The sequence below is a fragment of the Hyphomonas johnsonii MHS-2 genome (assembly GCF_000685275.1).
GTDB classification, from domain to species: domain Bacteria; phylum Pseudomonadota; class Alphaproteobacteria; order Caulobacterales; family Hyphomonadaceae; genus Hyphomonas; species Hyphomonas johnsonii.
This window is the reverse complement of sequence record NZ_ARYK01000001.1, coordinates 202,420-227,712: the sequence shown is the minus strand read 5'-3', so window position 1 is coordinate 227,712 and position 25,293 is coordinate 202,420. Positions and strand designations below refer to the sequence as shown.

The following is a 25,293-nucleotide window of genomic DNA, read 5'->3' as shown; positions in this document are numbered from 1 at the left end:
AGCGGCCCTATTCGGCCGCTGCCGGCGCCGTGACGGCCGGGATGCCGGTGAAGGGTTCGATGCCGAACCAGGGGTAGATCTCGCTCGGGAAATAGATCGTCCCGTTCTTGGATACGAGTGCGATCGTCTTGATCGCCTTGAAGTCTTCAACCGGATTGCCGGGCACAAGGAAGAAGTCAGCCTTCTTGCCGGGCGTGATCGACCCCAGCTGGTCGTCCAGCCCCATATAGGCAGCTTCCTCAAGCGTTGCCCGGGCCAGGATCTCTGCCGGTGTGAACCCGATATTCTGGTAGAGTTCCAGTTCGCGGTGCAGGACGAACGAGCCGCCCATGTCCGTCCCGAAGACGATGAAGATGCCGCGATCCTTCATGCGCTTCAGCGTGTCGGTGATCTGGTCGAAGGCACCGGCATAGGCCGCGTCATCTTCCGGGGTCTCGATGTTCGACCAGGCCGAGCGGGCATCGCGCTGCACGCCGACCGGCATGTGGTCGACATAATCGACCATGCCGGGCTGGATTTCGCCATTGCGCGAGAGCAGCAGTGCTTCGTGGATCGCATAGGTCGGGTCGATGGCGACATCATTGTCGACCATCAGGTCCAGCGTGTGCTGCACGATTTCGTTGTCGAGATCGAGCTTGGGCAGGCGCTGGAGGGCGGTCAGGCGCAGCAGGGTGCGGGTGTCTTCATCGGCGGCCAGAACCCAGCCGAGCATGACCTGGTTGATATGGGTCATCTCGTCATAGCCGGCCTCGATCATGGCATTGGCATTGGTGAAGGCCGGGACGTGCCCGGTGACACCGAGACCGCGCTTGCGGGCTTCGGCGACCATCGCCGGCACCCAGGCCGGGTTCATCGAGTTGTAGATCTTGATCTGGAAGAAATTGCCTTCATCGGCATAGCGATCCACGGCAGCGACCGCTTCCGCCTCGCTGGTCACCAGTGTTCCGTTGTTCGAGCTGAACGGGCTCTTGCCTTCGATGAAGCCGTTCTTGACGACGCGCGGACCAGCCAGGACACCGCTGTCCATCTTTTCGATCAGCGTGTTGAGCGTGTCATTGTTGTTGCCCATGTCGCGGACCAGCGTGATGCCGGCGGCGATGTTCAGCAGGGCGTCGTCCTGGCCGAGGTGGGCGTGCATGTCGGTGAGGCCGGGAACGAGGGTTCCGCCATTGCCGTCGATGACGGTTTCATTCGGCTGGCTGGCATTGGCCGCATCGATGGACTTGATCGTGTCACCCTCGACGAGGACGGAGACCGGGCCGGTCAGGGCCTTGGCCACGGGATCGAAGAGGCGGACATCGGCGATGCGCACGGGGCTGTCGAATGTGTGGGCGGTCCTGGCCTGGATGGTCTCAAACCGGGTGGTCGACAGGGAGACTGCGAGATCCTTCAGCTGTTGCTCGGCCTCTTCATAGCCGGCGCGGACGATCACGAAGTTCGGCGAGATCATAGCGAACAGGGCTTCGGACTCGTCGAGCAGGAAATAGGTCGGGTCGAGGCTTTCCCCGGTCAGGGCATAGGCGGTGGCCGAGACGGCGCCGGAGGTGCCGTCGACGGTGGTGGTTTCGAGGGCTTCGAGGCGCAGGGCACCGGCCGGATAGGCGGGCAGTGTCTGGTCGTCATCGGCCAGCAGGGCGGCGGAATAGACTGCCAGCGCATAGGGCGAGGCGTTCTGGGCGATATAGATGGCCGGTTCGGTGACCGGGGCGCTGCCCGGGCCGGTCGTGTCGACCCAGTTGGCCGTGCCGTCTGCGCGCGAGAAGCTTTCGGTGATCTTGTTGCCGAACGTGGTGTTGCCGTCGACGGTCCAGCCGACCGGCAGGCCATCGTCGCCGAGGGTGATGGATTCGGCGAGTGTGGGGCCGCGGCCATTGTTGCGGTATTCGAATGCGACCGAGATATCATCAGCGATGCGGGTGGCTTCCAGCTCGCCGATCCTGGTGTTGTTGAGGAGGACGGAGAAGGTCTCGACGACGGGTGAAGGCGCCGCGGCGACTGGCGTTTCGACCAGTGTTTCCGGCTCTACCGGTGCATCATGGGTACAGGCGCCAAGCCAGAGCGCGCCGCCTAGCGCCGCCAATGCAATCGGTTTCATCATCGTGAAAATCTCCCATCGGTACGCGCCCCTTGCGCGTCAGCCGAAGAGAGTGGTCGCACAGATGCCTGCGGGAATCCAGATCAGAGCCAATGCGCGCGACGCCTGTGAGGGCGCTTGGGAGGAAAGGCTGGATTTTCGCGGGGCGGTTCGCGGTCAGGTGTCGGGAATGGGGCCGATCCGGACCAGCCCTGCGCTTGCGCCTGGGCCTGCTGCGGGGCAATCGCAACGCGATTGCTGATCCCTTCGCAGCCCCGACGCGCGCCGGGGGCGCGGGCATTGGGTGCCTGTGAGGGCAAGCCGCAGTCGATCCGATACGGGTGCACGGAAACAGCCCGAACGCTGCACGGACATGTCGTCAGACAGGCGAATGAGCACGACACGCCCGTTCCACATCACGCCCCACAGCATCTGCGCGCCGGGGTGACCGGCTGCGCGGAACCACTTCCTGAGACGCTGGATGCGCCAGAAGATCAGCGGCCAGATCGGCAGCAGGTACCAGGGCAGGCCCGGCATGGGCACGAGGAGGGAGAAGGGTGGCATCGGTGCCAGTATACACCGGGTGCAGGAGGGGGTGGATAAGCACCCCCTCCACAGGTTTCCAGGCTCAGGCCATTTCGATGATCGTGACGTTGGCGACGCCGCCGCCTTCGCACATGGTTTGCAGGCCCCAGCGCTTGTTCCGGGCCTTCAGGCCGTGGATCAGCGTCGTCATCAGCTTGGTGCCGGTGGCGCCGAGCGGGTGGCCGAGCGCGATGGCGCCGCCATTGACGTTCAGCTTGTCCGGGTCGGCGCCGGTATGCTTCAGCCAGGCCAGTGGGATGGAGGCGAAGGCTTCGTTGACCTCGTAGAGATCAATGTCGGCCATCTTCATGCCGGCGCGTTGCAGGGCGCGGTCCGTGGCAAACAGCGGCTCTTCCAGCATGATGACCGGGTCACCGGCGGTGACAGTGAGGTTGTGGATGCGGGCGAGCGGCGTGAGGCCGTAGCGCTTGACGGCCTCGGCCGAGGCGACGAGCACGGCAGACGCGCCGTCGCAGATCTGGCTGGACGTGCCGGCCGTCAGGATGCCGCCTTCGGCCATTGTCTTGAGGCCCGCGAGGGCTTCGCGCGTGGTGCCGGGACGGATGCCTTCATCGGTGACGTGCATTTCGGTCTCGCCCTCGGGCGTGACGATCTCGACCGGCACGATCTCGTCCTTGAAGGCGCCGGCCTCGGTGGCGGCTGCCGCGCGGCGCTGGCTCTCGACGCCGAAGGCATCGGTATCGTCGCGGGTGAAGCCATGCTTCTTGGCGACCATTTCGGCGCCGATGAACTGGCTGAACCCCTTGACGCCGTATTTCTGCTTGATCGCGTCGGAGATGGGCGAGATGCCGGAGCCCGGCAGGTAGTTGGAGCCCATCGGCGCGCGCGACATGGATTCAGCGCCCGCCGCGATGACGACATCCTGCGTGCCGGACATGATGGCCTGCGCGGCAAACTGGATCGCCTGTTGCGACGAACCGCACTGGCGGTCGATGGTGACGGCAGGCACGCTGTCGGGAAGGCCGGAGGCGAGCACGGCCATGCGGCCGAACTGGCCGGCCTGTTCGCCGGCCTGCGTGACGCAGCCGAAGATCACGTCCTCGATCACCGAGGGGTCGATGCCGGCGCGGGCGACGACCGCGTCGAGCGCCTTGGCACCAAGGTCGTTTGCGTGGATGCCCGAGAGGCGGCCATTGCGGCGGCCCCCGGCAGTGCGCACGGCGGCGCAGATATAGGCTTCAGCCATTCCTGGGTTTCCTTGCTTTGCGCCGGCGAGCGGCGGTGTTCACGAGTGATGCAGGGACTGTAGGCAGGGTTCCCTAGGGGTGAGCAAGGGGGGTGTTGGGGGTGAGGTGGCGGAAATCCTGTGGCATTGGAGATGCCTGTTGGGCCCCCACCCAGCCTCCCCCTTCCAGGGGGAGGAGTTCCCTTGTGCGTGCATCGATCTTTCGAAACAGAGCAGACTGTTCCTCCCCCTGTAAGGGGGAGGTTAGGTGGGGGTCTGCGATCTATCCTCAGCCAAGCCGCTTTTCCAATAAAAGAGTCGTCAGCCCGCTATCCCATTCCGCGTCCGGGTAGCGGCCTGCCTCGACATAGCCGCGCCCAGCATAGAAGGCTTGGCTGGCCGTGTTGAACGTATCGGTTTCGAGCCGGGCGGACGGGAAGCCGGCGTGGGCGATTTCAGCTTCGGCCAAGTCCATCAGCGCCGCGCCAGCGCCAGTGCGCGCATGGGCGGAATGGACGTGGAGCGCGTGAATGAAATCATTCCGCCAGTGAACAAGTCCGATGACCTCGCCCGCCCGCTCGGCGACGCGGAATTCAAGCCCGCAGCGCCCGACATAATCGGCGGGACGATTTTCGCGCGCATAGGCCCCCGCCGCAGCGGGCGTGATGGCAGGGCGCCATGTCGATTGGAATGTGCTGTAGAGGATGGCGATGAGGGCGGCACTGTCGTCGGCGCGGGCGGGGCGGATGTGCAGGTACTTGGCTTGGGTCATGCGGCAAGGTGCGCGAAACGGGCGCTACGGGCAATCGAAGGTGCGCTCAGTGGCGGGTATCGCTGCGCTCAACCCACCCTACGCTTACTCAAGGCCGATTTGGATCTATCGCGCCAGCCAGATCCGTCCGGAACTGATTTACAGCATCAGGATCGTATCTACAGCCGGTTGAAGACCATGATTTAAACATGCTACGCAGTTCGACCAACTGAAAATAATTTTCTACTTGTATGGCAGGAAGCGAAAAATACCCTGCTGTTCGCTGTATTTCCCTGATTTGATCCTGCTCGGCATCGTCTCTCAAGGCGCGAAGCGCATTGGAAATTTCTTCTCGAATTATCAGGCGAAGTTCTTCCGGATCCATTTCAACACTCTTTCATTGCATTTAGGCTGAACTTTAGTCTTTCAATGCCTCAATGGCCGCAGCGACGATAATTCCGAATACTAATAAATTCGATGCCTCCGAAACGAGTTCGACGTATGCAGGCAGCATGACGTCGCTGTGCAGCACGCCCCCCATCGACCTCAGCGTACATCCAATCGCGTGTGAATATCCAACTGACGCTGTTGAGGTCGCCCAAACTACCGCTACGCCTAAATTCAAGACTGCCAGCAAAAAGACGACTGAAGCCGCCTGGACCAGAAACCCAAGGAATATAAAAAAAAACCTTACCGGATTCACAAACTGCATAGCGTCCCCCAAGTTTACAACCCCACTATCTCACCCATTGGTAGAAAACTCAAGGCAGGCAAATGTGCTGCTAACACAGTTTTCCCCGCGCGCCCTTGTTGCCTAGAAGACAAAGAACAGCAGCACCTATCGAGATAGGTTTCACGCCAAATACATCTCTCCAATCAACTAACCCACCCCCTCCTAAAGCGGAATGTTGTCGTGTTTCTTCCACGGGTTTTCGAGCTGCTTGTTGCGCAGGGTGCGGAGGGATTTGGCGATGCGGCGACGGGTGAAGTGGGGCTTGATGATGCGGCGACGGGTGAAGTGGGGCTTGATGATGTCGTCGATATAGCCCTTTTTCGCGGCGACGAGCTGCGCTTCACGCTCACTTTCGACGGAGGTAATTACGGATCAGGCCGATGCTTGACGTATCCGTGTGTTCGACAATTTCAAGTAAAAAGCGGTCCTGGTCAATCTTGGTGAGTTTCGACTTTGCCTTCCAGTCCGGACCCGTTTCAACCAACATCCCATTGTTGAACGACCAGGATGACGACGTGACCCAGCGACGACCGTCTCGGCGCAAATTGGCGGTTGTCCGACCATCGCCGCCAATCTGCCAGACGATTTCGGTTTCTTGCTGATCCTCGTCCAGCACCGCAATCCAGGTCCCAGGCAGGAACGCTGTGAAATCTTCGCTCTCGTCGTAGAGGACGTCAGTCGCCATCTTCTCGAGCCAGTTGTCGCCGTACTTCGCCGCAAGGGCTTTTTCGGCGAGATCAATGTCGCTATCGAGCTTCGCTTTATATAGATCAACGGCGTCTGACATGCCTCGTCTCAGGCTGCCGACAACGTCAGATGGATCAAGCTCATGCATTTCTATGGCCATCCGCCAGTCGGAACGCTCGTCGCCGTCAATCAGGTGTGTCTTGTACTTTCCACTGTCGATTTTCGTGGCGAAGTGGCTTCGCTTTTTTTCCTCGTCGAAATCAAACGCCACGAAATATTTTGAACCACGAACTGCCATGACAAGGACGCGTTCATCCGATGAACGCATCGCTCTCACGCCGCCGGCTTCAAGGTTTTCAAATTCGAAGCTTTTCAACACTTCGGGCGCGAAGCGTTCCAGAATTCGATTGTACAGAAGATCGGACGGAGATTCGATTACCGACCATGCGTCGCCGTCCTCGCTAAGTTCGAACACAAGCGGTACCTTCACCTCCTGCCCGCTACATGAGATTTTCACAGCATAGTTCATTAGCGCAACGTTTTCCGCAATTTTCCGGATCTGTGCGAAGCTTTCGAGGTCGTCGATACCGGTTACGGACGTTATGCCGGGAGCGGAGCGACAGGCAGCGGGAAAAGCGACCTCTGGTCGCCATTCGGCTTCATCCTGAGACATAGGAAATCTGCCCCCCACTGTCTTCGCGTTGGTCCCCTCATCATAACCGAAACCCAGCCGCCAATAGACCTTCTGCGCCTGCGCTGTCGAGGCGCTGGACAAGAACATTATGGCCAGAAGTATCCTCATGATCATTGGTTAGGTCCTTGTTGCTTAGAGCGGAATATTATCGTGCTTTTTCCAAGGGTTTTCGAGCTGCTTGTTGCGCAGGGTGCGGAGGGATTTGGCGATGCGGCGGCGAGTGGAGTGCGGCATGATGATGTCGTCGATATAGCCCTTGCGCGCGGCCACATAGGGATTGGCGAAGTTGTCTTCGTATTCCTTCGTCAGCTCGGCAATCTTTTCCGGGTTGCCCATCTCCTTGCGGTAGATGATCTCGACCGCGCCCTTGGCGCCCATCACGGCGATCTCGGCCGTCGGCCAGGCATAGTTGACGTCGCCGCGCAGGTGCTTTGAACTCATCACGTCATAGGCGCCGCCATAGGCCTTCCGTGTAATGACGGTGACCTTGGGCACGGTGGCCTCGGCATAGGCGAAGAGGAGCTTGGCGCCATGCTTGATGAGGCCGCCATATTCCTGCTTGGTGCCCGGCATGAAGCCCGGCACGTCAACGAAGGTGATGACGGGGATATTGAAGCAGTCGCAGAAGCGCACAAAGCGGGCCCCCTTGCGCGAGGCGTCGATGTCGAGCACGCCAGCCAGTGTCATCGGCTGGTTGGCGACGAAGCCGACAGTGGCGCCCTCGATGCGGCCGAAACCGCACAGGATGTTGCCGCCGAAATTCGGGCTGATCTCGAAGAAGTCACCCTCGTCGGCGACCTTGGTGATCAGTTCCTTCATGTCATAGGGCGTGTTCGGGTTGGGCGGGATCAGCGTGTCGAGGCTGGCCTCGCCGCGCTCCATCTCGTCATAGACCGGGCGCACGGGCGCGTCTTCGCGGTTGGAGCCGGGCAGGAAATCGATCAGGCGGCGCATCTGCGTCAGCGCCTCGATGTCGTTCTCGAAGGCACCGTCGACGACGCCGGACTTGGCAGCATGCACCGATGCGCCGCCGAGGGTCTCGTGGGTGACTTCCTCGTTGGTGACGGTCTTCACCACGTCAGGCCCGGTGACGTACATGTAGGACGTGTCCTTCACCATGAAGATGAAGTCCGTCAGGGCGGGCGAATAGACGTCGCCGCCGGCGCAGGGGCCCATGATGACGGAAATCTGCGGGATGACGCCGGAGGAGAGCACGTTCTCCATGAAGATGTCGGCATAGCCGGCAAGGCTGTCGACGCCCTCCTGGATGCGCGCGCCGCCAGCATCGAAGATGCCGATCACGGGCGCGCCATTGCGCACGGCGGCCTGCTGGACCTTGACGATCTTGGCCGCGTGCGCCTTCGACAGCGACCCGCCGAAAACGGTGAAATCCTTGGAGAAGACATAGACAAGGCGGCCATTGATGGTGCCCTGGCCGGTGACGACGCCGTCGCCGGGAATCTTCTGCTCGGACATGCCGAAATCGGCACACTGGTGCTCGACGAACATGTCGTATTCCTCGAAGCTGTCCTCGTCGAGGAGGACCGTGATGCGCTCGCGGGCCGACAGTTTGCCTTTTTCGTGCTGCTTGCTGATGCGGGCTGTGCCGCCCCCCATGCGCGCCGTTTCGCGCCGCGCCTCAAGCGCCTCGATCACATCCTGCATAAGGGAGCCTCTCCATGCCGTAAAACTGTTGGAGAGACTGATAAAGGCCGCAGCCGCATTGGCAAGTGTCGCGTTGGGTCAGGCCGCGGGGGCCGGGAGGACGTTGGCGGAGGGCGCGGTGAGCACCCAGTCCACGCCATGCGGCCGGTAGAAGGTCTCCGCCGCCCCCCGGACCGCCATTGGTGCCATTGTCGACAGCACGGTTGTGCCAAAGCCTGTCGTCTCGGGCGGGGTCACCGGACCGGCGCAGTGTTCGGACCATTCGAACCGGAACGGGGTGTCCGGCCCGCCAGCGTCCCAGCGGATGGAAACGCTGCCGCCGGGCGCATGAAACGCGCCATATTTCAAGGCATTGGATGTCAGTTCGTACAGCGCCAGGCTGAAACATTGCACGCCGCCGGCATTGACGACGAAATCGGCACCCTCGACCGTGACGTCGCTGGCGCGGTCGCCCAGCAGGCCGTTGAGATGGCTGGTGACGACTTCGCGCAGGGGCGCGCCCTTCCAGTTGCCGGCGATCAGCAGGTCATTCGCCCGTGACATGGCCTGGATGCGGCCGAGTAGGCGTCCTTCGAACTCGCTGACCGTGGAACAGGATGGCGCCAGCAGGCTGGTGAGCGAGGCGATAATGGTGAGGAGATTGCGCGAGCGGTGCACCAGTTCCTGCTGCAGGACGGCGTTGCGGGCCTCGGCGCGCTTGCGGTCGTCGATATCCTCGACCATCGAGATGAAGAATTCGGGCTTGCCGGACAGATCCCGTTTCGAGGCGACGGTCAGGCGCGTCCAGCGATAGGTGCCGTCGGCGCGCTGGAACCGCTTGTCCATCGCGTAATGGGCGATCTCGCCCGCCAGGACCTTGTCGACGAGGCCAAGATCGGCCTCCAGGTCATCCGGGTGGGTAATGTCCTGGAAGGTCATCGCCAGCAGGTCTTCGCGAGGGTGGCCGACCACGCGGCAGAGCGTCTCGTTGACGCGCAGCCAGCTGCCGTCGAGGCCGACATGGGCGATCCCGATGGCGGCGTTCTGGAACGTCGACTCAAAGATGGCTTCCGATTCGCGCAGCCTCTGTTCGAGGGCCAGGCGGGACGTGTGAGGCGTGGAGTCTGTCATGATGTTCCGGCTAGCCCCCCTGACTGTGCCCGGCCGGTCCAAACGGGTTCCGGCACAGAACGCAATCAGGCCGACCTGACCGCCACAAGGTTAACGTGTTCTTGCCGTCGCTGCCATCGGAGTCGGCGCGCTGCAGGTGAAAAAGCCCCGGCCTTGCAGCCGGGGCCTGTCCTGGATGGGAGGCCTAGTGGCCGCGCCGGCCGCGCTGCGTGTGGGCAACGGTGTAGCCATGCCCGTTGCCCCGGGCGAGCGCCGGGATGCCGCGCACTTCGGCGACATTGCCGCGCCGGACGGTACAGGTCACGTTGCGCTCGACGTCGCGGCGGCGATGTTCGAACTCGACATCATCGTACCGCACCTCGAAGCCGTTCGGGCCAATCTGGCGGACGCGGCGATCGTCGTCGAAATCGACGTCGCGATAGCCGATCCGGTAGGCTTCCCGTGTAATCGCCGACCGGCAGGCCTGCAGGGCATTGCGGCTGAGCCGGGCGACTTCACGGTCGGTCTGGCCCCACTGGTTGGTGTGCACGCGGCGATGGTCGCGCCGGTCGTTGTGGCGATAGTCCGCCCTGGACCCGACCTGGACGACCAGCGAGGTGTTCGGGCCGATGGCCTTGTGGACCTGGACGGACGCTGCCCGGACCGGGGCGGCGACTGCAGGGGCGACAATGAGCGCCGACGCAGCAAACGCTGCGGCAGCCACTCGGTAGGTCATGATGCGCTTTATCATGCGTGCAGGTAATCACGGCCCTGGGGAACCGGGCCTGAAGGCGCCGTTCATCGGCCGTTTTATTGCCGGGCTGGCGAACCTGGCTGAATCGCCCGCCGTCCAAGGCGCCGGTGGCGGATCAGTCCTGCAGCGCGCGGAACCAGACGCCGAGGGCCTTCGCCTCTGCGCGGCGCGCTTCGGTCGCCGCCTTGGCCTCGTCGTCCTCGCCCCAGTGCTCGGCCTGCCAGGCCTCGTCGATGCGGGAGACTTCGTAGGCGTCCTCGGCGCTGATGGCGCCCTGCTCGACTGCAAGGGCCAGCAGCGCCGAGCCGAACAGGCCAGCCGCGTAGACCAGCCCGGTCAGACGGAAGGCGTCGAGGCCCAGCGCATGGTCGCGGGCGGCATCAAGCGAGGCATCCGGCTGGGGCGAGGCAACAATGCCGATCACCGGAACGAGATTGACGCCGAGCGTGTCGCCCGCCCAGTCGCGCACCGGCGCCCAGTGTTCTTCCTCGCTTTCGGCCAGCTCCGGCGGCGTCTCGGCAATGTGGCAGAGGAGGTCGGTCTCGCAATAGCGCGCCAGTTCGTCAGCCATCTCGTCACGCACCTCGTCGGTCCGGTCGATGGCAACATTGGCCAGCCGGGTGAGGTGCATCGCGGCAAGGTCGATCTTGTCGCCCTGGGCCTGCCATTCCGCAGCGATCGCGCGGGCGAGGCGTTCCGACGGAATCAGCAGCGCCGCGCGCGCCGGCGTCTTGATCGTGCGGCCGTCGAGCGCGACGGTCCAGCCGTCATCGAGGCGTTCGGCGGCGGCCTGCTTGTAGAAGCGTTTCGGTGTGGGTGTCGGAGGGGAATTGGTCATGCGGGACGCTTTAGGCCCGCTGGCGCCGGCTTCCAAGTGGCAATTCAGGCTTTGGGCGGTGACCTGTCAGACGGGGCGGCAACATAGTCGGGTGCCATCAGGTCCAGCACGTCTTCGACCCTGCGGCTTTCCGGGTCGATCAGGACCAAGGTTTGCCCGAACCGGGCGGTCTGCAGGCCGGGCCGCTTGAGGGGTGTGTTGACGATGACCCGGAACTCGGCGCCGATCACGGGGATGTGGTGCGGCAGGACATGGCCACGCTTTATTTCGGCTTCCAGGGGAGACTTGCCGAGGCAGAGCTTATCGCGGGCGAGGCCGACTTCGCAGGTGACGCCGTCAAGCTCGAACTCGCGGTCGAAAGCGTCGAAATCGGCCTGCGTGAAGCGGTCGGCGGGCTGGGCGACCCTGGCCCGGTTGAGAATCGGCTCGACGGTGAGGAATGTGCCGAGCGCTAGACAGGCCGCTGCAACGACGCCGGTTTCGACGTGCCAGCTGCGGATTTCATAGTGCCTGCCCGGATGTGTCTCATCGCCCATGCCGATCAGAACTCACGGCGCGCGGGAATGTTCCGTCAGGCCTGACCGAATTGCCCGAGGCTGCCCGCAAGCGTCGCATAGGTGTGGTGGACTTCGTCTGCACCGGCAGCGCTGAGTTCGCTGGCGGCGCCGAATCCCCAGCTGACACCCAGCGTGCGCACGCCGGCAGCCCGGCCCATGTGGATGTCGTGGATCGCGTCGCCGATCATCAGGCTCTGGTGAGGCTCCGCGCCGAGCGCGCCCATCGCCTGTTCGACCATGAACGGGTGCGGCTTGCCGGGGCCGTCATCGGCGCACCAGATTGTATCAAAATAGGACTCCAGCGGATGCATCTCGAAGATCGCCCGGATGCCGCGCCGGGACTTGCCCGTCGCCATGGCGATCAGCCAGCCCGTGTCACGCAGCATCTGCAGGGTTTCGATGGCGCCGTCATAGAGCGGTTCGCGAAAATCGGGGTCGGTGCGGCGGGCGATGAAAGCGTCCCGATAGGCCTCGACGAGCGCGTCGACGCGCTCCGGGCCGAGATCATCCGGCGCAAGAATCTGGCAGGATTCCCTCAGGCCGAGGCCGACAATCCTGCGGGTGGCGTCATAGGGAGGGGGCGTCAGGCCCTGCACCTCGAAGGCACGGGTCATCGCCGTCTGGATAACGTCCCGGCTGTCGACGATCGTGCCGTCCATGTCCCAGATCGCGAGGCGAAGCATCAGACGAAGGGCGCCATCGGGTTCTTGCCCGCTTCCTGCTCGAGGAAGCCCAGCGTTTCGAAAGTCTGCTTCATGTGCGGCGACAGGGGCGCGATGATGGTGATCGGCTTGCCGGTCTGGCGCGGGATGATCAGGGCGCGGGCGTGCAGGTGCAGGCCGGCGGCAAGGCCGTTGGGCACTTCGCGGCGGCTCTTGTACTTGAAGTCGCCGAGGATCGAGGTGTCCATTTCCAGCATGTGGAAGCGCAGCTGGTGCATGCGGCCGGTCTCGGGCTTCATCGCGACCCAGGCGGCTTTCTGGCCGGCGGTGGAGATGACGGCGTAATCGGTGATCGAATGCTTGGCCCCCTCGACGCCCTGCGCGCTGCGGATCATCCGCTCGCGGTCGGCATCACGGCGCTTGGCGTGGGGGCTGACCGGGCGCCAGCCGCTTTCCTCGCGGTCGTCGGGCACGCCCTTGACCATCCAGCAGCGGATCTGGCCGAAGGGCGGGTTGGGCACGCCGACGGTGACGGCCCAGTAGACCTTGTTCATGTCGCGGCTGCGGAAGAGGTCGCCGAGGCGCGCGGCTGCGGCGGGGTGCTTGGCGACCAGGAGGACGCCGGACGTGTCCTTGTCGAGGCGGTGGACGAGGACCGGGCGATGCTCGCCTTCCGACAGGGCGGGCAGCATGCCGTCGATGTGGCGCCCCTGCCCCGATCCGCCCTGCACGGCGAGGCCGGCCGGCTTGTTGAGGGCGATCATCTCGTCGTCCTGGTACAGGATCAGCTCTTCGAGGAATTCGCGGTCCTTTTGCGTGGCATTCGCCGCCGGGTCGCGCCGGACCGGGGCTTCGCCATCCAGGATCGGCAGGCGCACGGCCATACCGGCCGACAGGCGCATATTGGCCTTGGCGCGGCCGCCATCGACGCGGATCTGGCCGGTGCGCAGCCATTTCTCGACCTGGCCCTGGGTGGCCGGCACGCGGCGCTTGATCCAGCGGTCGAGGCGCGTGCCTTCTTCCTTGTCAGTAACGGTCTCGGTGATGATCTGGCCGCTCATGCGAACATCCTCCGGGCAATCCAGAGACCGACGAACAGCGCCGACACGCCGAGGGCGAGCGACAGGCCGGCATAGGCGAACGCCTTGCCGACATTGTCGGAGCGGATGAATTCGGCCACTTCCAGCGAAAAGGCCGAGAAGGTCGTGAAGCCGCCGAGCACGCCGGTGGCCAGGAACAGGCGGGTTGTCTGGCTGATGCCTTCGGCCTTGAGGGCCAGCCAGCCGATGAGGACGCCCATTGCAAGGCTGCCGATGATGTTGACCGTGAATGTGCCATGCGGCCAGCCCTGCGGCAGGTGGCGCAAGCTGACCTGGCTGACTCCATGGCGTAGCGCTGCGCCGATGGCGCCGCCCGCTGCAACTGCAAGAAATCCGTTCATGGCGGGCCTTCTACGCCGGACGGCCCGAAACTGCCAGCGCGAATGGCAATGGCACTTGCACGGCCGCGCGATCCGGCTCTAATACGCCGGTGATGCGGGTGTAGCTCAATGGTAGAGCAGCAGCTTCCCAAGCTGAATACGAGGGTTCGATTCCCTTCACCCGCTCCAGATTTTTCCGGATTCGCAATGGGTTGTTGCTGAACGGCGCGGTGTGCCTATCATGGTTGCAGATGAGCCAGTCCGACGCCGCCCCCGACATTCCCCGATCTGCCTTCTCCGTCTCGATATTTCGCCAGATGTGGATCGCCAGCCTGGCCTCGAATTTCGGGCGGCTGGTGCAGGCCGTGGGCGCCGGCTGGCTGATGACCACCCTGTCGACCTCGAAACAGGACGTGGCACTGGTGCAGGCCTCGACGGCGCTGCCGATCATGCTGTTCTCGCTGTGGGCCGGCGCGCTGGCTGACAGCCGGGACCGCCGGCTGGTGATGCTGTGGGCGCAGGTGTTCATGATGGTGGCCTCGCTGGGGCTGGCCTATTTCGCCTGGGCCGGGCTGCTGACACCCCTGCTGCTGCTGGCCTTCACCTTCCTGATCGGCTGCGGCTCGGCCTTTTACAGCCCGGCGTGGCAGGCATCGGTCGGCGACATGGTGCCCCGCAAGCTGTTGCCGGGGGCCATCGCGTATAACAGCATGGGATTCAATGTTGCCCGCAGTGTCGGGCCTGCGATCGGCGGGGCCATCGTGGCCGCGGCGGGCGCGGCGGCGGCCTTCCTGCTGAACGCGATCAGCTATCTCGGCCTGATCGTCGTGCTGATACGCTGGAAGCGGCCGGTCGAGACCCGGACCCTGCCACGCGAAGGCACGCTGAGCGCGATTTCGGCCGGGTTGCGCTATGCCGCGATGTCACCGCATATCCGCGCCGTGCTGCTGCGTTCGATCATCCTCGTTCCTGCAGCGACCGGCGTGTCGGCGCTGATGCCGATCATTGCCGTCGACCTGATCGGCGGCGGCGCGATCATCTACGGCACCCTGCTCGGCGCGTTCGGCTTCGGTGCGATTACCGGCGCCTTTGCGATGGGCCGGCTGAGGAAATCGCAAACGACCAATCGCATCATCCTGATTGCGACTCTGGCGCTGGCCCTGGGCACGGCCGCCACGGGCCTCAGCCGCAGCCTGTGGTTCACCCTGCCCGCCCTGTTCCTGACCGGGGCCGGCTGGGTGCTGGCCCTCGCGAGTTTCAATGTCGCCGTGCAGATCGCCGCCCCGCGCTGGGTCGTGGCGCGCAGCGTCGCCGTCTACCAGATGGTGGCGTTCGGCGGCATGGTGGCCGGCAGTTCGCTGCTCGGCTGGCTTGCCGACTGGGCCGGGGCCGGCCCTGCCCTGCTGACCGCCAGCGCCGTGCAGGGCGTGGGCCTTCTGGCCGCCTTCGCCCTGCCGCTGCCGGGGGCTGAGAACCTGGATCTCGACCCGCTCGACCGCTGGCAGGAGCCCGAAACCGCCGTGCCGGTCGAATCGCGCAGCGGGCCGGTCGTGATCGCGATCGACTACATGATCGCCGAGGACAGGATTCCCGCCTTCATGGCAGAGATGATCGAGCGGCGCCGGATGTGCCGCCGCGACGGCGCGCGGGGATGGACGCTGCTGCGCGACCTGTCGGACCCGCGTGTCTGGACCGAGCGCTACCAGTTCCCGACCTGGCTGGACTATGTCCGCAGCTCGCAGCGGCGGACCAAGGAAGATGGCCTGGTGACGGCGCGCCTGCGTGACCTGCTGCTGCCCGGCCATCCCCCGAGGATCCACCGGATGCTGGAGCGCCACCCTACCGGCGACGTGACCCTGCATGCGCGGACATTCCACGAGCCGGCCGCGTCGATGACCGATCCGACGCGCGGCAACTGACGCGGCCGCCTCAGCGAACCTGCGCGACGATGACGGTGACCAGGACACTGTAGATCAGCATCAGGGAGACGGTCTTCAGGATGGCGGACAGGATGAACGGCTTGAGGTCCGGCCAGGAGGACTGGCGCGCGACATCGGCCACGGCGCCCGCGATGTCCTGGTGCAGGACGTCGCGATTGTGGCCGGCCAGTGCCAGCAGCAAAGTATGCGACCGTGTCGGGGGAATGGATTTTGCTTCCACGAGGACCTGCTCGAATACCAGCGCCGCGACGGTTTCGCCGAGGGCGCGTTTCGGATGCCAGCCATTGCGGACGAGGGTGCTGAGCACGAAGCGGGCGGTCGGGTAGATCACCCACATGTCGCGGATCAGGAAGAGGACGAGGCAGGTTGCCACGGTCAGCGACACCTGCGCATCGGTGAGGCCGTGCACACGCCAGACCAGCCAGACCGCGCCAAGGATCAGCGCCTTGATGCCGGTCGCGACAGCGAAATGCGCGAAGCTGGCCGTCAGCAGCGTGTGCGCCTCCTTCCGGATGCGTTCGCGCGCCTCGACGGCCGCAGCCTCGATCGCCTTGTTCTTGCGGTCCGTGACCTTGCCGGCGAGAAACTTGCGCCCGAGGGCGATACCCGCCGTCAGGGCCGAAAATATGAGCAGGGCAGAACGCATGGGACTCCGATAGGCAACAGATCAACCTGCCCGGCAAGGCGCCGGGTCAGATCAAGCCTACCATGAATCTCTGGATGTGACGCGAGACGCTTGCAGGATCGCGGACCAGGGAATAGCCCGCAACCATCGCAATCGCGGCCACGGTCAGCGGCCGCTTTTCAACGAGGGACTTGAGGGCGTCGAAGGGAAGATCGGCCAGTGCATCGGCGGTGGCTTCCTCGATATCCTCGATTTCGTCCGCCGATGACCGGCCGGGGTCCAGGAAGATGTAAAGGCATGCGCACGCCGCCGCCAGCATCAGGGCGGCCACGGTGAAACAGGCGCCCACCATGCCCAGATAGGTGGCGAGCGCCAGTGTCAGCGCGACGCACAGCGCGAACGTGCCGCCCAGGCCGAAGACCAGCCCGGCGGCCGCCGCCATGAGTCTGAGTTTCGTGGAATCCATCGCTTGTCTAGTTCCGGCGCAGCATCGCGAGGACGAGGCCCGCCCCGAATGCAATCCCGATCGCGGTCAACGGATTTTCGCGGATCCGCGTTTCGACAACCGTCCGGGTTTCACCCAATTGCTCGGTCGCCTTGGACGCCAGTTCGGCGCCGCGGTCGACGCCGGCTTCCGCCTTGGTCTTCGCGATACCGCGAATGTCGGAAACGACCTGTTTCAGGTCGCCTCGCAAAGCGGCAATGTCCGCCTTCAGGGCTTCAACTTCGGTATCCGTGGAGGCATTTTTCGCCCCCGTGGCGGTGGTGGTGCTCATCATATGCTCCTTTTGAAATGACGGTACACCAACGATCCGGGGGCCCTCCGGTTCCATCGCCAGACGCCGAAAGAAAGCGGTGCGCGCGCGGAACCGGCCGACACGGCCGGCGTTTGTGCAGAATGCACGCTTTCCGCAATCGCCTGGCTCAGTATTCGGACATTCCAGACAAGGTCTGGAATGTGATACAGGACATCGGCACCAAGCCCGGGCACTTCAAGGCAGGTGCCGACATCATCCGGGTCGGCGAGATCACGGATTCCCTGTTCATCATATCGACCGGCTGGGCAACGCGCTTCCGCACCCTCGAGGACGGCCGCCGGCAGATCGTGAACTTCATGCTGCCGGGCGACATCTTCGACCTCCAGGCGCTGGCGCGCATGGAAGCCGATCACAGCGTCTCCGCCCTCACGGATGTCAGCATCTTGTCCATCAGCCCCCAGAAGTTCATCCGGAAAATGCGGGAATCCGGCGAGGTGTCTTCAGCGTTCTGGTGGGCCGCCGTGCAGGAGGAATCGATATTGCGCGAGCAGGCCGTGCGCCTCGGGCGCCGGTCAGCGCGCGAACGGATCGGTCATCTGCTGCTGGAACTGCAACGCCGCATGAATGGCGCGCTCGGCAGCAATGCAGAGCAATTGTCACTGCCGCTGACGCGCGTCGACCTGGCCGACGCGCTTGGCCTGACGCCGGTCCATGTGTCGCGCACCATGTCTGCAATGCGGTCGGCCGGACTGATTGAAGAGCATCGGGGCCTGGTGCTGATCCGCGACCGGCAGCGGCTCGCCCGGCTGTCCCACTTCGATCCGGATTACCTGCACTTGCGCAAGCTGGACTATTCCCGGTTCAGCGAAGACACGCCGGACGTTCCGAGCAAGGTCGTCTGAACCGACGCGCAGGTTTTTGCTGCGACGTGTTGGAACAAGCCGGCGAATGGCGCGTGAATCCCCTAGCAAAGGAGACACGCCATGACCGACGAGAACCAGAACATCACCAAGGAAGACGCCCGTCAGGGCACCCGCATTGCCGGAATGCCCAGCACACTCGGCTTCGGCATCGTCATTGCGCTGCTCGGGATGGTCATCCTGCTGGCGATCTTCATCTGAAGCGGCGCCGCGCCTAGACAGCGACGCCGGGTGTCCGTGCCGGGTTGAAGAACAAGGCCTGGCCGATGGCGGCCTTGACCGTGTTCTCCTGGAACGGCTTCGGGATCAGGAAGGTCGGCTCCGGCCGCTCGCCTGTAAGCAGGCGTTCCGGGAACGCGGTGATGAAAATGATCGGCACGTCCATGACATCAAGAATGTCATGCGCCGCATCAATCCCGGACGACCCATCGGCGAGCTGGATGTCGCAGAGGATCAGCCCTGGCGGATTGGCCTTGGCCATGCTGACGGCCTCGGACCGCGTGGTGGCATTGCCGGTGACTTCATGGCCGAGATCCTGGACAAGGTTTTCCAAGTCGGCAGCGATGATCGGTTCGTCTTCGATGATCAGCACTTTCGTGGACAGGTCTGCCTCGATCTCGCGGTGCGCGGCGCGCACGAGATCGGCGTGTTCGGCTTCGGTGACGCCCAGGATATAGGCCGCCTCCGCCGCGCTGAAGCCCTCAAGCGCGGTCAGCAGGAATGCCTGGCGCTGGATCGGTGCCAGCGCCTGGAGGCGCTCGTCGGCCACGGTGGAAGACCCGTCGCCGGCGCGATCGAGGCGGGCACCCGTGCCACCCCAGATGACATGAAAGAACCGGTACAGCGCCGTGCGCGCATCCGCGTCACGATCAATCTGTTCGGGGTCTTCGGCAAGCGCCTGCAACGAGGCACGAATATAGGCATCGCCGCTGGCCTGACTTCCTGTCAGGGCGCGCGCATAGCGACGCAGAAACGGCAGGTGTGGCGCAAAGCTCTGAACCAAATTCATTGAAACCCTCTTGATCAATTGCGGGTTACCAAAGCGTGGGGCGGGAAAAGGTTGCAAGCAAGTGCAAAAAAAAATGTTTTGGTGGAACCATTACGCGCCCCGCCTGTTCAGCTATGTGAGTTGCACAGTAGGTACAATTAATTGATCGAATCCAGAGTCCAGCCAATGAACGAAAAAAAGCACGCGGGTCGGCAGAAAAATGACGCCGACCTGAAGCGTCGTGGTGCAAAAATCGGTGACCAGTTGCGTCAGCTCTATGAAGAGGTGGCGCGGGAAGACGTTCCAGACGATTTCCTGAAACTCCTGGAAGAAGCCGAGAAAAAGCTGCCGCGGAAACCCTCGTCGAGTGACGAGTGAACGAGGGCCAATGACACAACCACACCCCCAACTTGACGATAGCGAGTTCAAACAGGAACTGACGCTGCTGATCCCGCACCTGCGCGCGTTCGCCCGCAGCCTGTGCCGGGATGCAACCGCCGCGGACGACCTGGCGCAGGACGCGATGCTGAAGGCATGGAATGCGCGTGAGAGCTTTGTCGCCGGTACGAACATGAAGGCATGGGCGTTCACCATCCTGCGTAACGCGTTCTATTCGGAAAAACGCCGCAGCTGGAGACGCCAGCCACTGGACCCGGAAGTGGCCGAAGCCACACTGGTGTCTAACGACAATCCGACCGACACGCTCGAGCTGCTGGCACTGCGCAATGCGCTCGCAAAGCTTCCGGTCGATCAGAAGGAAGCACTGATCCTGGTCGGCGCAGGCGGGCTGTCCTATGAAGAGGCCGCCGAAATCTGCAGCTGCGCTGTCGGCACCATCAAGAGCCGCGTTTCGCGGGCACGAAAAGCGGTCGTGGAAATACTGGAAACCAACCAAGCAGGCTATAGTTCTGATTCAGGCATGTCAGCGGACAAAGCGTTCGACGACATCATGAAACAAGCAGACGAGATAGCCGGTGCCCCAACAGTCTGAATCACCAGAAGTCCCTGCAAATCGCAAAAAAGCCGGGTCGCTGCGCAAGCGCCTGGTGATGACGCTCGCGGCTGCGCTGACCCCGATCCTGGTCCTGTCGGTGATTTCGGCCTATCTCGACGCGAACAAGGGGATGGACGAACGGCGCGCCAACCTGCTGCTGGTCGCTGATGCTGCCATCGACGGCGTGGAGCAGTCGATCCAGGAAGCGTCCCTTCTGCTGAGCCTCTACCAGACCCAGGTTTTCAACGGCCAGTGTTCCGGCATCTTCAAGCGCCTGTCACCGCACTTGCCAGCCATCTCGAACATCATCGCCTTCGACACCGAGGGCCGTCCGACCTGTTCTGCGGTCGGCAACGCCAGCGAAGCCCTGTCCAACCAGAACTGGAACGAGCGCCTCAAGCGCGGCGAACGCGTGATCCGGAGCGACACGTTCTTCGATGACAAGACCAAGCAGTGGATCTTCGCTGTCCTGCTGCGCCAGGACGGGGCTGACGGCGCCTATGCCGGATCCATCGGCGTGGAATTGCAGACAGACGAACTGGCCGCACTTCCCCACGCCTACCTCCTCCCGGCCGGAGTCGATGTCGCCCTTCTCGATGATCGCGGTGAGACTTTCGGCTCGTCGCGCTTCAGCTCCATTGATCCGGAATGGGTCGAAAAGGTCCAGCAGTCGCGGACCGCCGAGCTGTTCGTTTTGCACGAACCGCAAGCCGGCTCGCTGGACGTGGTGATCAAGCCGGTCGGGGAAGGCAACCTGTTCGCGGCGATCTCGCGCGCGTCGCCGGGAATCTGGAGCGACTTCACGCTGAGGCCGGTATCCTCGATCGGATTGCCGCTGATCACTTTCTCGGTGGCACTGCTGGCTGTGTGGCTGGCGATTGATTCCCTTGTCCTTGCCTGGATCTCCCGCCTTACACGGACGGTGCGGGTTTATGGCGCCGGGCGCTATCAGTTCAATGCCGGGCGCGCCTTTGACGAGGCCCCGGACGAAATCGCAAAGCTCGCCCGGGCAATGGACGTGATGGCCAAGGATATCGGCGAGCGCGACAAGGACCTGAAGCTGGCCATTGCCAGCCGCGATGCCGCCGTCCGCGAGATTCACCACCGCGTGAAGAACAACCTGCAGATCGTCACCAGCTTTCTCAACCTGCAGGGCCGCCAGTTGCGCGACCCGCAGGCCAAGGCAGCGATATCGGCTGCGCGCCACAGGATCGACGCGCTCGCGATCGTCCACCAGACGCTCTACCAGAACGAACGCCTCGAACAGGTCCATCTCAGGCCGTTCCTCACGGGGCTGGTGTCACACCTTTCCGAGGCGCTTGGCATGGAGGATTCGGGAATCGCCGTCGAGCAGGCCTATGCCGACGTGATGCGCCCGGCCGATGACGCCATTCCGATGGCGCTGTTCGTCGTCGAAGCCATCACCAACGCAATGAAGTACGCCTTTGACGGCACAGGCGGACGGATCAGGACATCCCTGGACGTCTTCGAGGGCGGCATGCGGCTGGAAATCGCAGACGATGGACGCGGGTATGATCCCGAAATCCTGTCTGGCGGCAATAACGGCTCCGGCCTCGGATCAAAGCTGATGAGCGCCTTTTCACGCCAGCTGGCCGCCGACCTGACGATCGAGACGAGCCCGGGGAACGGCTGCAAGCTGATCCTGATAATGCCGGACCAGGCCTAGGCCCGCGACACAGCGTTCCGGAATTCGGACAATTTCCACCTGCCCAGCGGGCGTGACGCATAGGCAAGGCCGTCGAAGTCCAGGGCATCGACTGCAACTGCGCCGGCTGACACATGGATGCAGTTGAATGCGGCCGGTGCCGCGCGGGTGCGGGTCGACAATGTGCCGGCAGTCACTGCCAGGTAGGTGCCGGTATTTTCACGGATCAGTTCGGCATGAGGGGTGTGGACATGTCCCGTCAGGAGGACCGAGATATTGCTTTCGGCCAGGCGTTCGCTGGCCCGCTCGCCGCGGCGCGTGCGCGTGCGCATTGCCGCGCCAGAGGGCGAGCGGAAGGGATGGTGACAGGCCAGCAGCCTCACCGTGCCCTCAGCCACCTGATGTGATGCAATCGATTCAAGCTGCGACAGGCGCACCGACCCTTCGGCCCAGTTGCTGCGCGCCTGCCAGCCACGCGCTGTGTTCAGGCCATCAACGCGGACATTCCCGAACCGCAGGGGCGCCGCGTGCGCGTCGAAATAGCTGTCATGCCGCTGGAACGGCCCGCTGGCGCGGGACACCATGTTGAGCAGCGGCGTGTCATGATTGCCGGGCACGATCAGAGTCGGCCTGCACAGGGCGTCGACCCATTTGCGCGCGGCGCGGAATTCGCTGTGCTTGCCGCGCTGCGTCATGTCTCCGCTGACGACAACCAGGTCAGGGTTCATCTCGTCGATCCGGGTGGAGGCCGCGTGAATGGCGGCAATATTCTCCGCCCCGAAATGCAGGTCGGCAAGTTGGACAATGCGCATCAGGCCGGCCTTGCGCGCAATACGTTTGCCGCATGCCGCTTCAGTGTCACCGTCGCACCGCTCGGCAGCTCCAGCACCTCGCCGTCGATGGTTGCGGGAACGACCAGGCCCTCGACATCCGTGATCTGCACGGTCCGGGTTTCGTCCAGGTCGATTGATTCTGCCTCTCGCCAGCCATGGATCAGCGCGTCGAATGCGATCGCCAGCCAGTCCAGGGTGGAATTCGGGTCGATGGCAGCGACTTCCAGTTTCGGTTCCTGTCCGGCGCCGACGACAATCGCTGCCGCCACCGCGTTGAAGGCCTGTCGCCATTCCCCGTGCGAGGCCAGCAGCGTCAGGCGGCGCTCGACACTCATCGCATCTGCCTGGACCGCCATTTCTGCCGCCTTCAGTAGTTCACCGCGCCGGGCGGCTTCCCGCGGTGCGGCAAGGTTGGTGACCTTGCCCACCATCGCCGCGACGTAGAATTGCCGTTCGCCGACACAGCCGGCCGCAAATGGCCGTGATACAGGGTTGGCGAGCGTTGCCTGCAGGATCGCCTTCCAGTCAGAGACGTCACCATGAAGGCGCTTGTGGACAAGGTTCATCGTCCCGCCCGGAAGTGCCAACACAGGCGGGCCTGATGGCCCGCTTGCCGACAGCGCGCAGGCGATTGAGCCGTCGCCGCCCCACATGATGAGCGCATCCGGACGCGTCTGGAGCGCGGAGTCGACCGCACGCCGAAGCTGGTGCGGTTCGACCGGCTGCACGTCTGCGGCCAGGCCCATTTCTTCAAGCGCAGCGCGCAGCAGGCTTTCCGAATCGCCCGGCGTGGAGCCAGAATCGGCATTTATCAGTGCGCTGATCTTCAATGGGAGCCCCACCTGGTTTCAAATGTTTCGCATGCCGGGGCAAAGCAGCCGCCTGCATGGATTGCAGGGAGTGGATCGCCATCCAGGTTTGATAATCAACGCAACCATGCCGCCCTGGTTCCGGACAAAATTTCAGGAACCGGAGGCAGGGCATCCGGGTTGTTCCTGCGACGGCAATCATTGCCGCTAACCTGAAAGGAGACACATCATGCTCGGTTGGGCTCTCGCATTTTTCATCTTCGCCATCGTCGCAGCGGCACTTGGTTTCGGCGGCCTCGCAGGCGCATCGGCAGGCATCGCACAGATCCTGTTCTTCGTGTTCCTCGCGCTGCTCGTCCTGACGTTTGTTGCACGCGCCGTGAAAGGCAAGAACGTCGTCTAGCCAGGGCTGGACGGACATTCATACTCAAAAAAAAGGGCGCCACTTCGGGCGCCCTTTTTCCTGCGCGCAAGTCAGTGGGCGGCGACGGGGGCCGCTGCGGGTGTCGGCTTGCGCAGGAAGAAGACGATGAAAAACGCCGCTGCCGACGACATTGCCATCGCCATGAAGAGATTGTTGTAGGTCATGACCAGCGCCTGCATCTTCACCTGCATGCCGAGTTGCATGTAGGCTGACGCTTCGGGATCGGCGACACCGAGTGCCTGCAGCCGGGCTGCGGCCTGCGCCAGCCAGGCCTGCACTTCAGGCCGCGCGGGACTCATCCCGGCCCCGAGATCCTGTTCATGCAGCATCGTGTAGCGCAGCAGCAGCGTGTTCAGGAACGCGATCCCGACGGCGCCGCCGAGATTGCGGCAAACGGTGAACAGGCCTGATGCGTTTGCGACACGCTCCGGCGGCAGTGTGCCGAGTGCCAGATTGGTTGTCGGCACCATGGTCAGGATGAGGCCGACGCCGCGAATGGCCTGCGGCCAGAACAATTGGTTGAACCCCGTTTCATGGGTCATCTGCGCATTGCCGGCGACACCGATTGTGATCAGGATCAGGCCCGCGCCCAGGATGAGGCGCGGATCGAAGCGGCGCGTCAACGCGCCGGCGATGGGTCCACCGATGAACATGGCCATGCCCGACACGCTCATGATGGCGCCGATCTGGAGCGCGGAATAGCCCTGCACCTGGCCGAGGAAAAGCGGCAGGGCATAGACCGATCCATAGAGGACAAAGCCGACCACCGAGCCGACAATTGCGCCCGAGGCAAAGTTCCTGTCCTGAAACACGGTCAGGTCAACGATCGGGTTCCTGGCCTTGAAGGCACGGTAGAAGAAGATCATTGCGGCGATCAGGCCGTAGAAGCTCCAGCGGACGATCACGCTGCTCTGCGTCCACCCTTCAGCCGGCCCTTCCTCGACCACCCATTCGAAAACGCCCAGCATCATCGCCATGCTGGCAAGGCCGAGAAGGTCGATCTTGCGCAGCAGGTGTGCCTCGCCCTTTTGCCGCGGCACGAACAGCCAGACCAGGGTCACGGCGGCTATGCCGGGAATGACGTTCAGCAGGAACAGCCAGTGCCAGCTCATGTGGCCCGTGATCCATCCGCCCAGCGTCGGCCCGATCGACGGCGCCAGGGTGGCCACCATGCCGATCATGACCTGCTGGGTCATCGACCGCCCCCCCGGGAACAGCGTGAAGGCGGCAGCCATCGTGGATGGCACCATCGCCGCCCCGACAAATCCCTGGATAACACGGAAGAAGATCAGGGAATCGAGGTTCCATGACAGCGCACACAATATGCTGGCGCCCGTAAAGCTGGCTGCTGAGATGATGAACAGTCGCCGCAGGCCGAGGGCGCGGTTGAGGTATCCCGACAATGGAATGCCCACCACTTCGGCAATCAGGTAGGCCGTCTGGACCCACGCGATCTCGCTGCTGCTGGCCGACACGCCCGCCTGGATCTGGCGGATCGAACTGGCGACGATCTGCACGTCGAGGATCGACATGAACATGCCGATCACCATCGCGAAAAATCCGATGTGAAGCGTGATGGGAACCTTGCCGCTGGCGGCTGGAGGCTCTCCCGCCAAGCCGGTCGGCGCGGTCGTGCTCATC

28 protein-coding genes and 1 tRNA gene are annotated in these 25,293 nt (G+C 63.6%); 8 read left to right on the top strand and 21 right to left on the bottom strand.

Going from position 1 to position 25,293, the window contains the following annotated elements:
* Positions 1-7: 7 nt before the first annotated feature.
* From HJO_RS01165 to crcB, 14 genes are all read right to left on the bottom strand, one after another.
* Positions 8-2,098, bottom strand: a complete 2,091-nt coding sequence (locus tag HJO_RS01165) for an amidohydrolase family protein (protein WP_035612687.1) — start codon at positions 2,096-2,098, stop codon at positions 8-10.
* Between the two features lie 153 nt (positions 2,099-2,251).
* Entirely contained in the window at positions 2,252-2,638 is a 387-nt protein-coding gene (locus HJO_RS01160; protein ID WP_035612684.1) for a hypothetical protein, read from the bottom strand.
* Between the two features lie 64 nt (positions 2,639-2,702).
* Positions 2,703-3,866 carry an acetyl-CoA C-acetyltransferase gene (locus HJO_RS01155; RefSeq protein WP_035612680.1) on the bottom strand — a complete coding sequence of 388 codons (1,164 nt, stop codon included), beginning with the start codon at positions 3,864-3,866 and terminating at the stop codon, positions 2,703-2,705.
* 268 nt (positions 3,867-4,134) lie between these two features.
* The gene (locus tag HJO_RS01150) at positions 4,135-4,617 is read right to left on the bottom strand and encodes a GNAT family N-acetyltransferase (RefSeq protein WP_035612677.1); all 483 of its coding nucleotides are present in this window, start codon (positions 4,615-4,617) and stop codon (positions 4,135-4,137) included.
* Between the two features lie 88 nt (positions 4,618-4,705).
* Complete coding sequence (locus HJO_RS18325) at positions 4,706-4,981, bottom strand: hypothetical protein (protein WP_156945375.1); 276 nt, start codon at positions 4,979-4,981, stop codon at positions 4,706-4,708.
* A 694-nt stretch (positions 4,982-5,675) separates the two neighbouring features.
* Complete coding sequence (locus tag HJO_RS01140; RefSeq protein ID WP_162173744.1) at positions 5,676-6,797, bottom strand: hypothetical protein; 1,122 nt, start codon at positions 6,795-6,797, stop codon at positions 5,676-5,678.
* 45 nt (positions 6,798-6,842) lie between these two features.
* Positions 6,843-8,375 (bottom strand): acyl-CoA carboxylase subunit beta, encoded by a 1,533-nt coding sequence (locus HJO_RS01135; protein WP_035612667.1) that lies wholly within the window; start codon positions 8,373-8,375, stop codon positions 6,843-6,845.
* A gap of 78 nt (positions 8,376-8,453) precedes the next feature.
* A complete protein-coding gene (locus HJO_RS01130) occupies positions 8,454-9,485 on the bottom strand; it encodes a sensor histidine kinase (protein WP_035612664.1) in 1,032 nt (343 codons plus the stop codon).
* A gap of 184 nt (positions 9,486-9,669) precedes the next feature.
* Entirely contained in the window at positions 9,670-10,200 is a 531-nt protein-coding gene (locus tag HJO_RS01125) for a hypothetical protein (protein WP_156945373.1), read from the bottom strand.
* 133 nt (positions 10,201-10,333) lie between these two features.
* A complete protein-coding gene (locus HJO_RS01120; protein ID WP_035612659.1) occupies positions 10,334-11,056 on the bottom strand; it encodes an ATP12 family chaperone protein in 723 nt (240 codons plus the stop codon).
* Between the two features lie 44 nt (positions 11,057-11,100).
* Positions 11,101-11,592 carry a hypothetical protein gene (locus tag HJO_RS01115; RefSeq protein WP_035612656.1) on the bottom strand — a complete coding sequence of 164 codons (492 nt, stop codon included), beginning with the start codon at positions 11,590-11,592 and terminating at the stop codon, positions 11,101-11,103.
* Positions 11,593-11,627: 35 nt separating this feature from the next.
* A complete protein-coding gene (locus HJO_RS01110; RefSeq protein WP_035612654.1) occupies positions 11,628-12,296 on the bottom strand; it encodes an HAD-IA family hydrolase in 669 nt (222 codons plus the stop codon).
* On the bottom strand, positions 12,296-13,336 hold the full coding sequence (locus HJO_RS01105; RefSeq protein WP_035612652.1) for an RluA family pseudouridine synthase: 1,041 nt from the start codon (positions 13,334-13,336) through the stop codon (positions 12,296-12,298). The genes HJO_RS01110 and HJO_RS01105 overlap by 1 nt, the downstream gene beginning before the upstream one ends.
* Positions 13,333-13,716 (bottom strand): fluoride efflux transporter CrcB, encoded by a 384-nt coding sequence (gene crcB / locus HJO_RS01100; RefSeq protein ID WP_035612649.1) that lies wholly within the window; start codon positions 13,714-13,716, stop codon positions 13,333-13,335. The genes HJO_RS01105 and crcB overlap by 4 nt, the downstream gene beginning before the upstream one ends.
* A 94-nt stretch (positions 13,717-13,810) precedes the next feature.
* Between crcB and HJO_RS01095 the strand changes: the two genes are divergently transcribed.
* Positions 13,811-13,884: transfer RNA gene (locus tag HJO_RS01095), tRNA-Gly, on the top strand.
* A gap of 62 nt (positions 13,885-13,946) precedes the next feature.
* Positions 13,947-15,614: an MFS transporter gene (locus HJO_RS01090; protein WP_035612646.1), complete on the top strand. Its 1,668-nt coding sequence runs from the start codon at positions 13,947-13,949 to the stop codon at positions 15,612-15,614.
* 10 nt (positions 15,615-15,624) lie between these two features.
* On the opposite strand, the gene HJO_RS01085 is transcribed toward HJO_RS01090, so the two are convergent.
* The 3 genes from HJO_RS01085 to HJO_RS01075 are packed head-to-tail and all read right to left on the bottom strand — an operon-like array spanning position 15,625 to position 17,036.
* A complete protein-coding gene (locus HJO_RS01085; RefSeq protein WP_035612644.1) occupies positions 15,625-16,281 on the bottom strand; it encodes a hypothetical protein in 657 nt (218 codons plus the stop codon).
* A gap of 46 nt (positions 16,282-16,327) precedes the next feature.
* Complete coding sequence (locus HJO_RS01080; protein ID WP_035612642.1) at positions 16,328-16,726, bottom strand: hypothetical protein; 399 nt, start codon at positions 16,724-16,726, stop codon at positions 16,328-16,330.
* Between the two features lie 7 nt (positions 16,727-16,733).
* Positions 16,734-17,036, bottom strand: coding sequence for an ElaB/YgaM/YqjD family protein (locus HJO_RS01075; protein ID WP_156945372.1), 303 nt, complete (start codon positions 17,034-17,036; stop codon positions 16,734-16,736).
* A 122-nt stretch (positions 17,037-17,158) separates the two neighbouring features.
* On the opposite strand from HJO_RS01075, the gene HJO_RS01070 reads away from it, so the two are divergent.
* Positions 17,159-17,920, top strand: coding sequence for a Crp/Fnr family transcriptional regulator (locus HJO_RS01070; RefSeq protein ID WP_051617936.1), 762 nt, complete (start codon positions 17,159-17,161; stop codon positions 17,918-17,920).
* A gap of 81 nt (positions 17,921-18,001) precedes the next feature.
* Entirely contained in the window at positions 18,002-18,139 is a 138-nt protein-coding gene (locus HJO_RS18320; RefSeq protein WP_156945371.1) for a hypothetical protein, read from the top strand.
* A gap of 13 nt (positions 18,140-18,152) precedes the next feature.
* Here HJO_RS18320 and HJO_RS01065 read toward each other — a convergent pair whose 3' ends face one another.
* Positions 18,153-18,947, bottom strand: a complete 795-nt coding sequence (locus HJO_RS01065) for a response regulator (protein ID WP_035612636.1) — start codon at positions 18,945-18,947, stop codon at positions 18,153-18,155.
* A 165-nt stretch (positions 18,948-19,112) separates the two neighbouring features.
* On the opposite strand from HJO_RS01065, the gene HJO_RS01060 reads away from it, so the two are divergent.
* The 3 genes from HJO_RS01060 to HJO_RS17430 are packed head-to-tail and all read left to right on the top strand — an operon-like array spanning position 19,113 to position 21,607.
* Complete coding sequence (locus tag HJO_RS01060) at positions 19,113-19,304, top strand: NepR family anti-sigma factor (RefSeq protein WP_035612633.1); 192 nt, start codon at positions 19,113-19,115, stop codon at positions 19,302-19,304.
* A 10-nt stretch (positions 19,305-19,314) separates the two neighbouring features.
* Positions 19,315-19,917, top strand: a complete 603-nt coding sequence (locus HJO_RS01055) for a sigma-70 family RNA polymerase sigma factor (RefSeq protein WP_035612630.1) — start codon at positions 19,315-19,317, stop codon at positions 19,915-19,917.
* Between the two features lie 58 nt (positions 19,918-19,975).
* Complete coding sequence (locus HJO_RS17430) at positions 19,976-21,607, top strand: sensor histidine kinase (protein ID WP_156945370.1); 1,632 nt, start codon at positions 19,976-19,978, stop codon at positions 21,605-21,607.
* Here HJO_RS17430 and HJO_RS01045 read toward each other — a convergent pair.
* Together HJO_RS01045 and HJO_RS01040 are read right to left on the bottom strand one after the other, a co-directional pair.
* Positions 21,604-22,398, bottom strand: coding sequence for a metallophosphoesterase family protein (locus HJO_RS01045; RefSeq protein WP_035612628.1), 795 nt, complete (start codon positions 22,396-22,398; stop codon positions 21,604-21,606). The genes HJO_RS17430 and HJO_RS01045 overlap by 4 nt on opposite strands.
* Complete coding sequence (locus tag HJO_RS01040) at positions 22,398-23,249, bottom strand: diacylglycerol/lipid kinase family protein (protein ID WP_035612626.1); 852 nt, start codon at positions 23,247-23,249, stop codon at positions 22,398-22,400. Before HJO_RS01040 ends, HJO_RS01045 begins: the two co-directional genes overlap by 1 nt.
* A 208-nt stretch (positions 23,250-23,457) precedes the next feature.
* Here HJO_RS01040 and HJO_RS18050 point away from each other — a divergent pair, with 208 nt between their 5' ends.
* Positions 23,458-23,631, top strand: coding sequence for a DUF1328 domain-containing protein (locus HJO_RS18050; protein ID WP_035612622.1), 174 nt, complete (start codon positions 23,458-23,460; stop codon positions 23,629-23,631).
* Between the two features lie 71 nt (positions 23,632-23,702).
* On the opposite strand, the gene HJO_RS01030 is transcribed toward HJO_RS18050, so the two are convergent.
* On the bottom strand, positions 23,703-25,292 hold the full coding sequence (locus HJO_RS01030; protein ID WP_051617932.1) for a DHA2 family efflux MFS transporter permease subunit: 1,590 nt from the start codon (positions 25,290-25,292) through the stop codon (positions 23,703-23,705).
* Position 25,293: the final 1 nt, after the last annotated feature.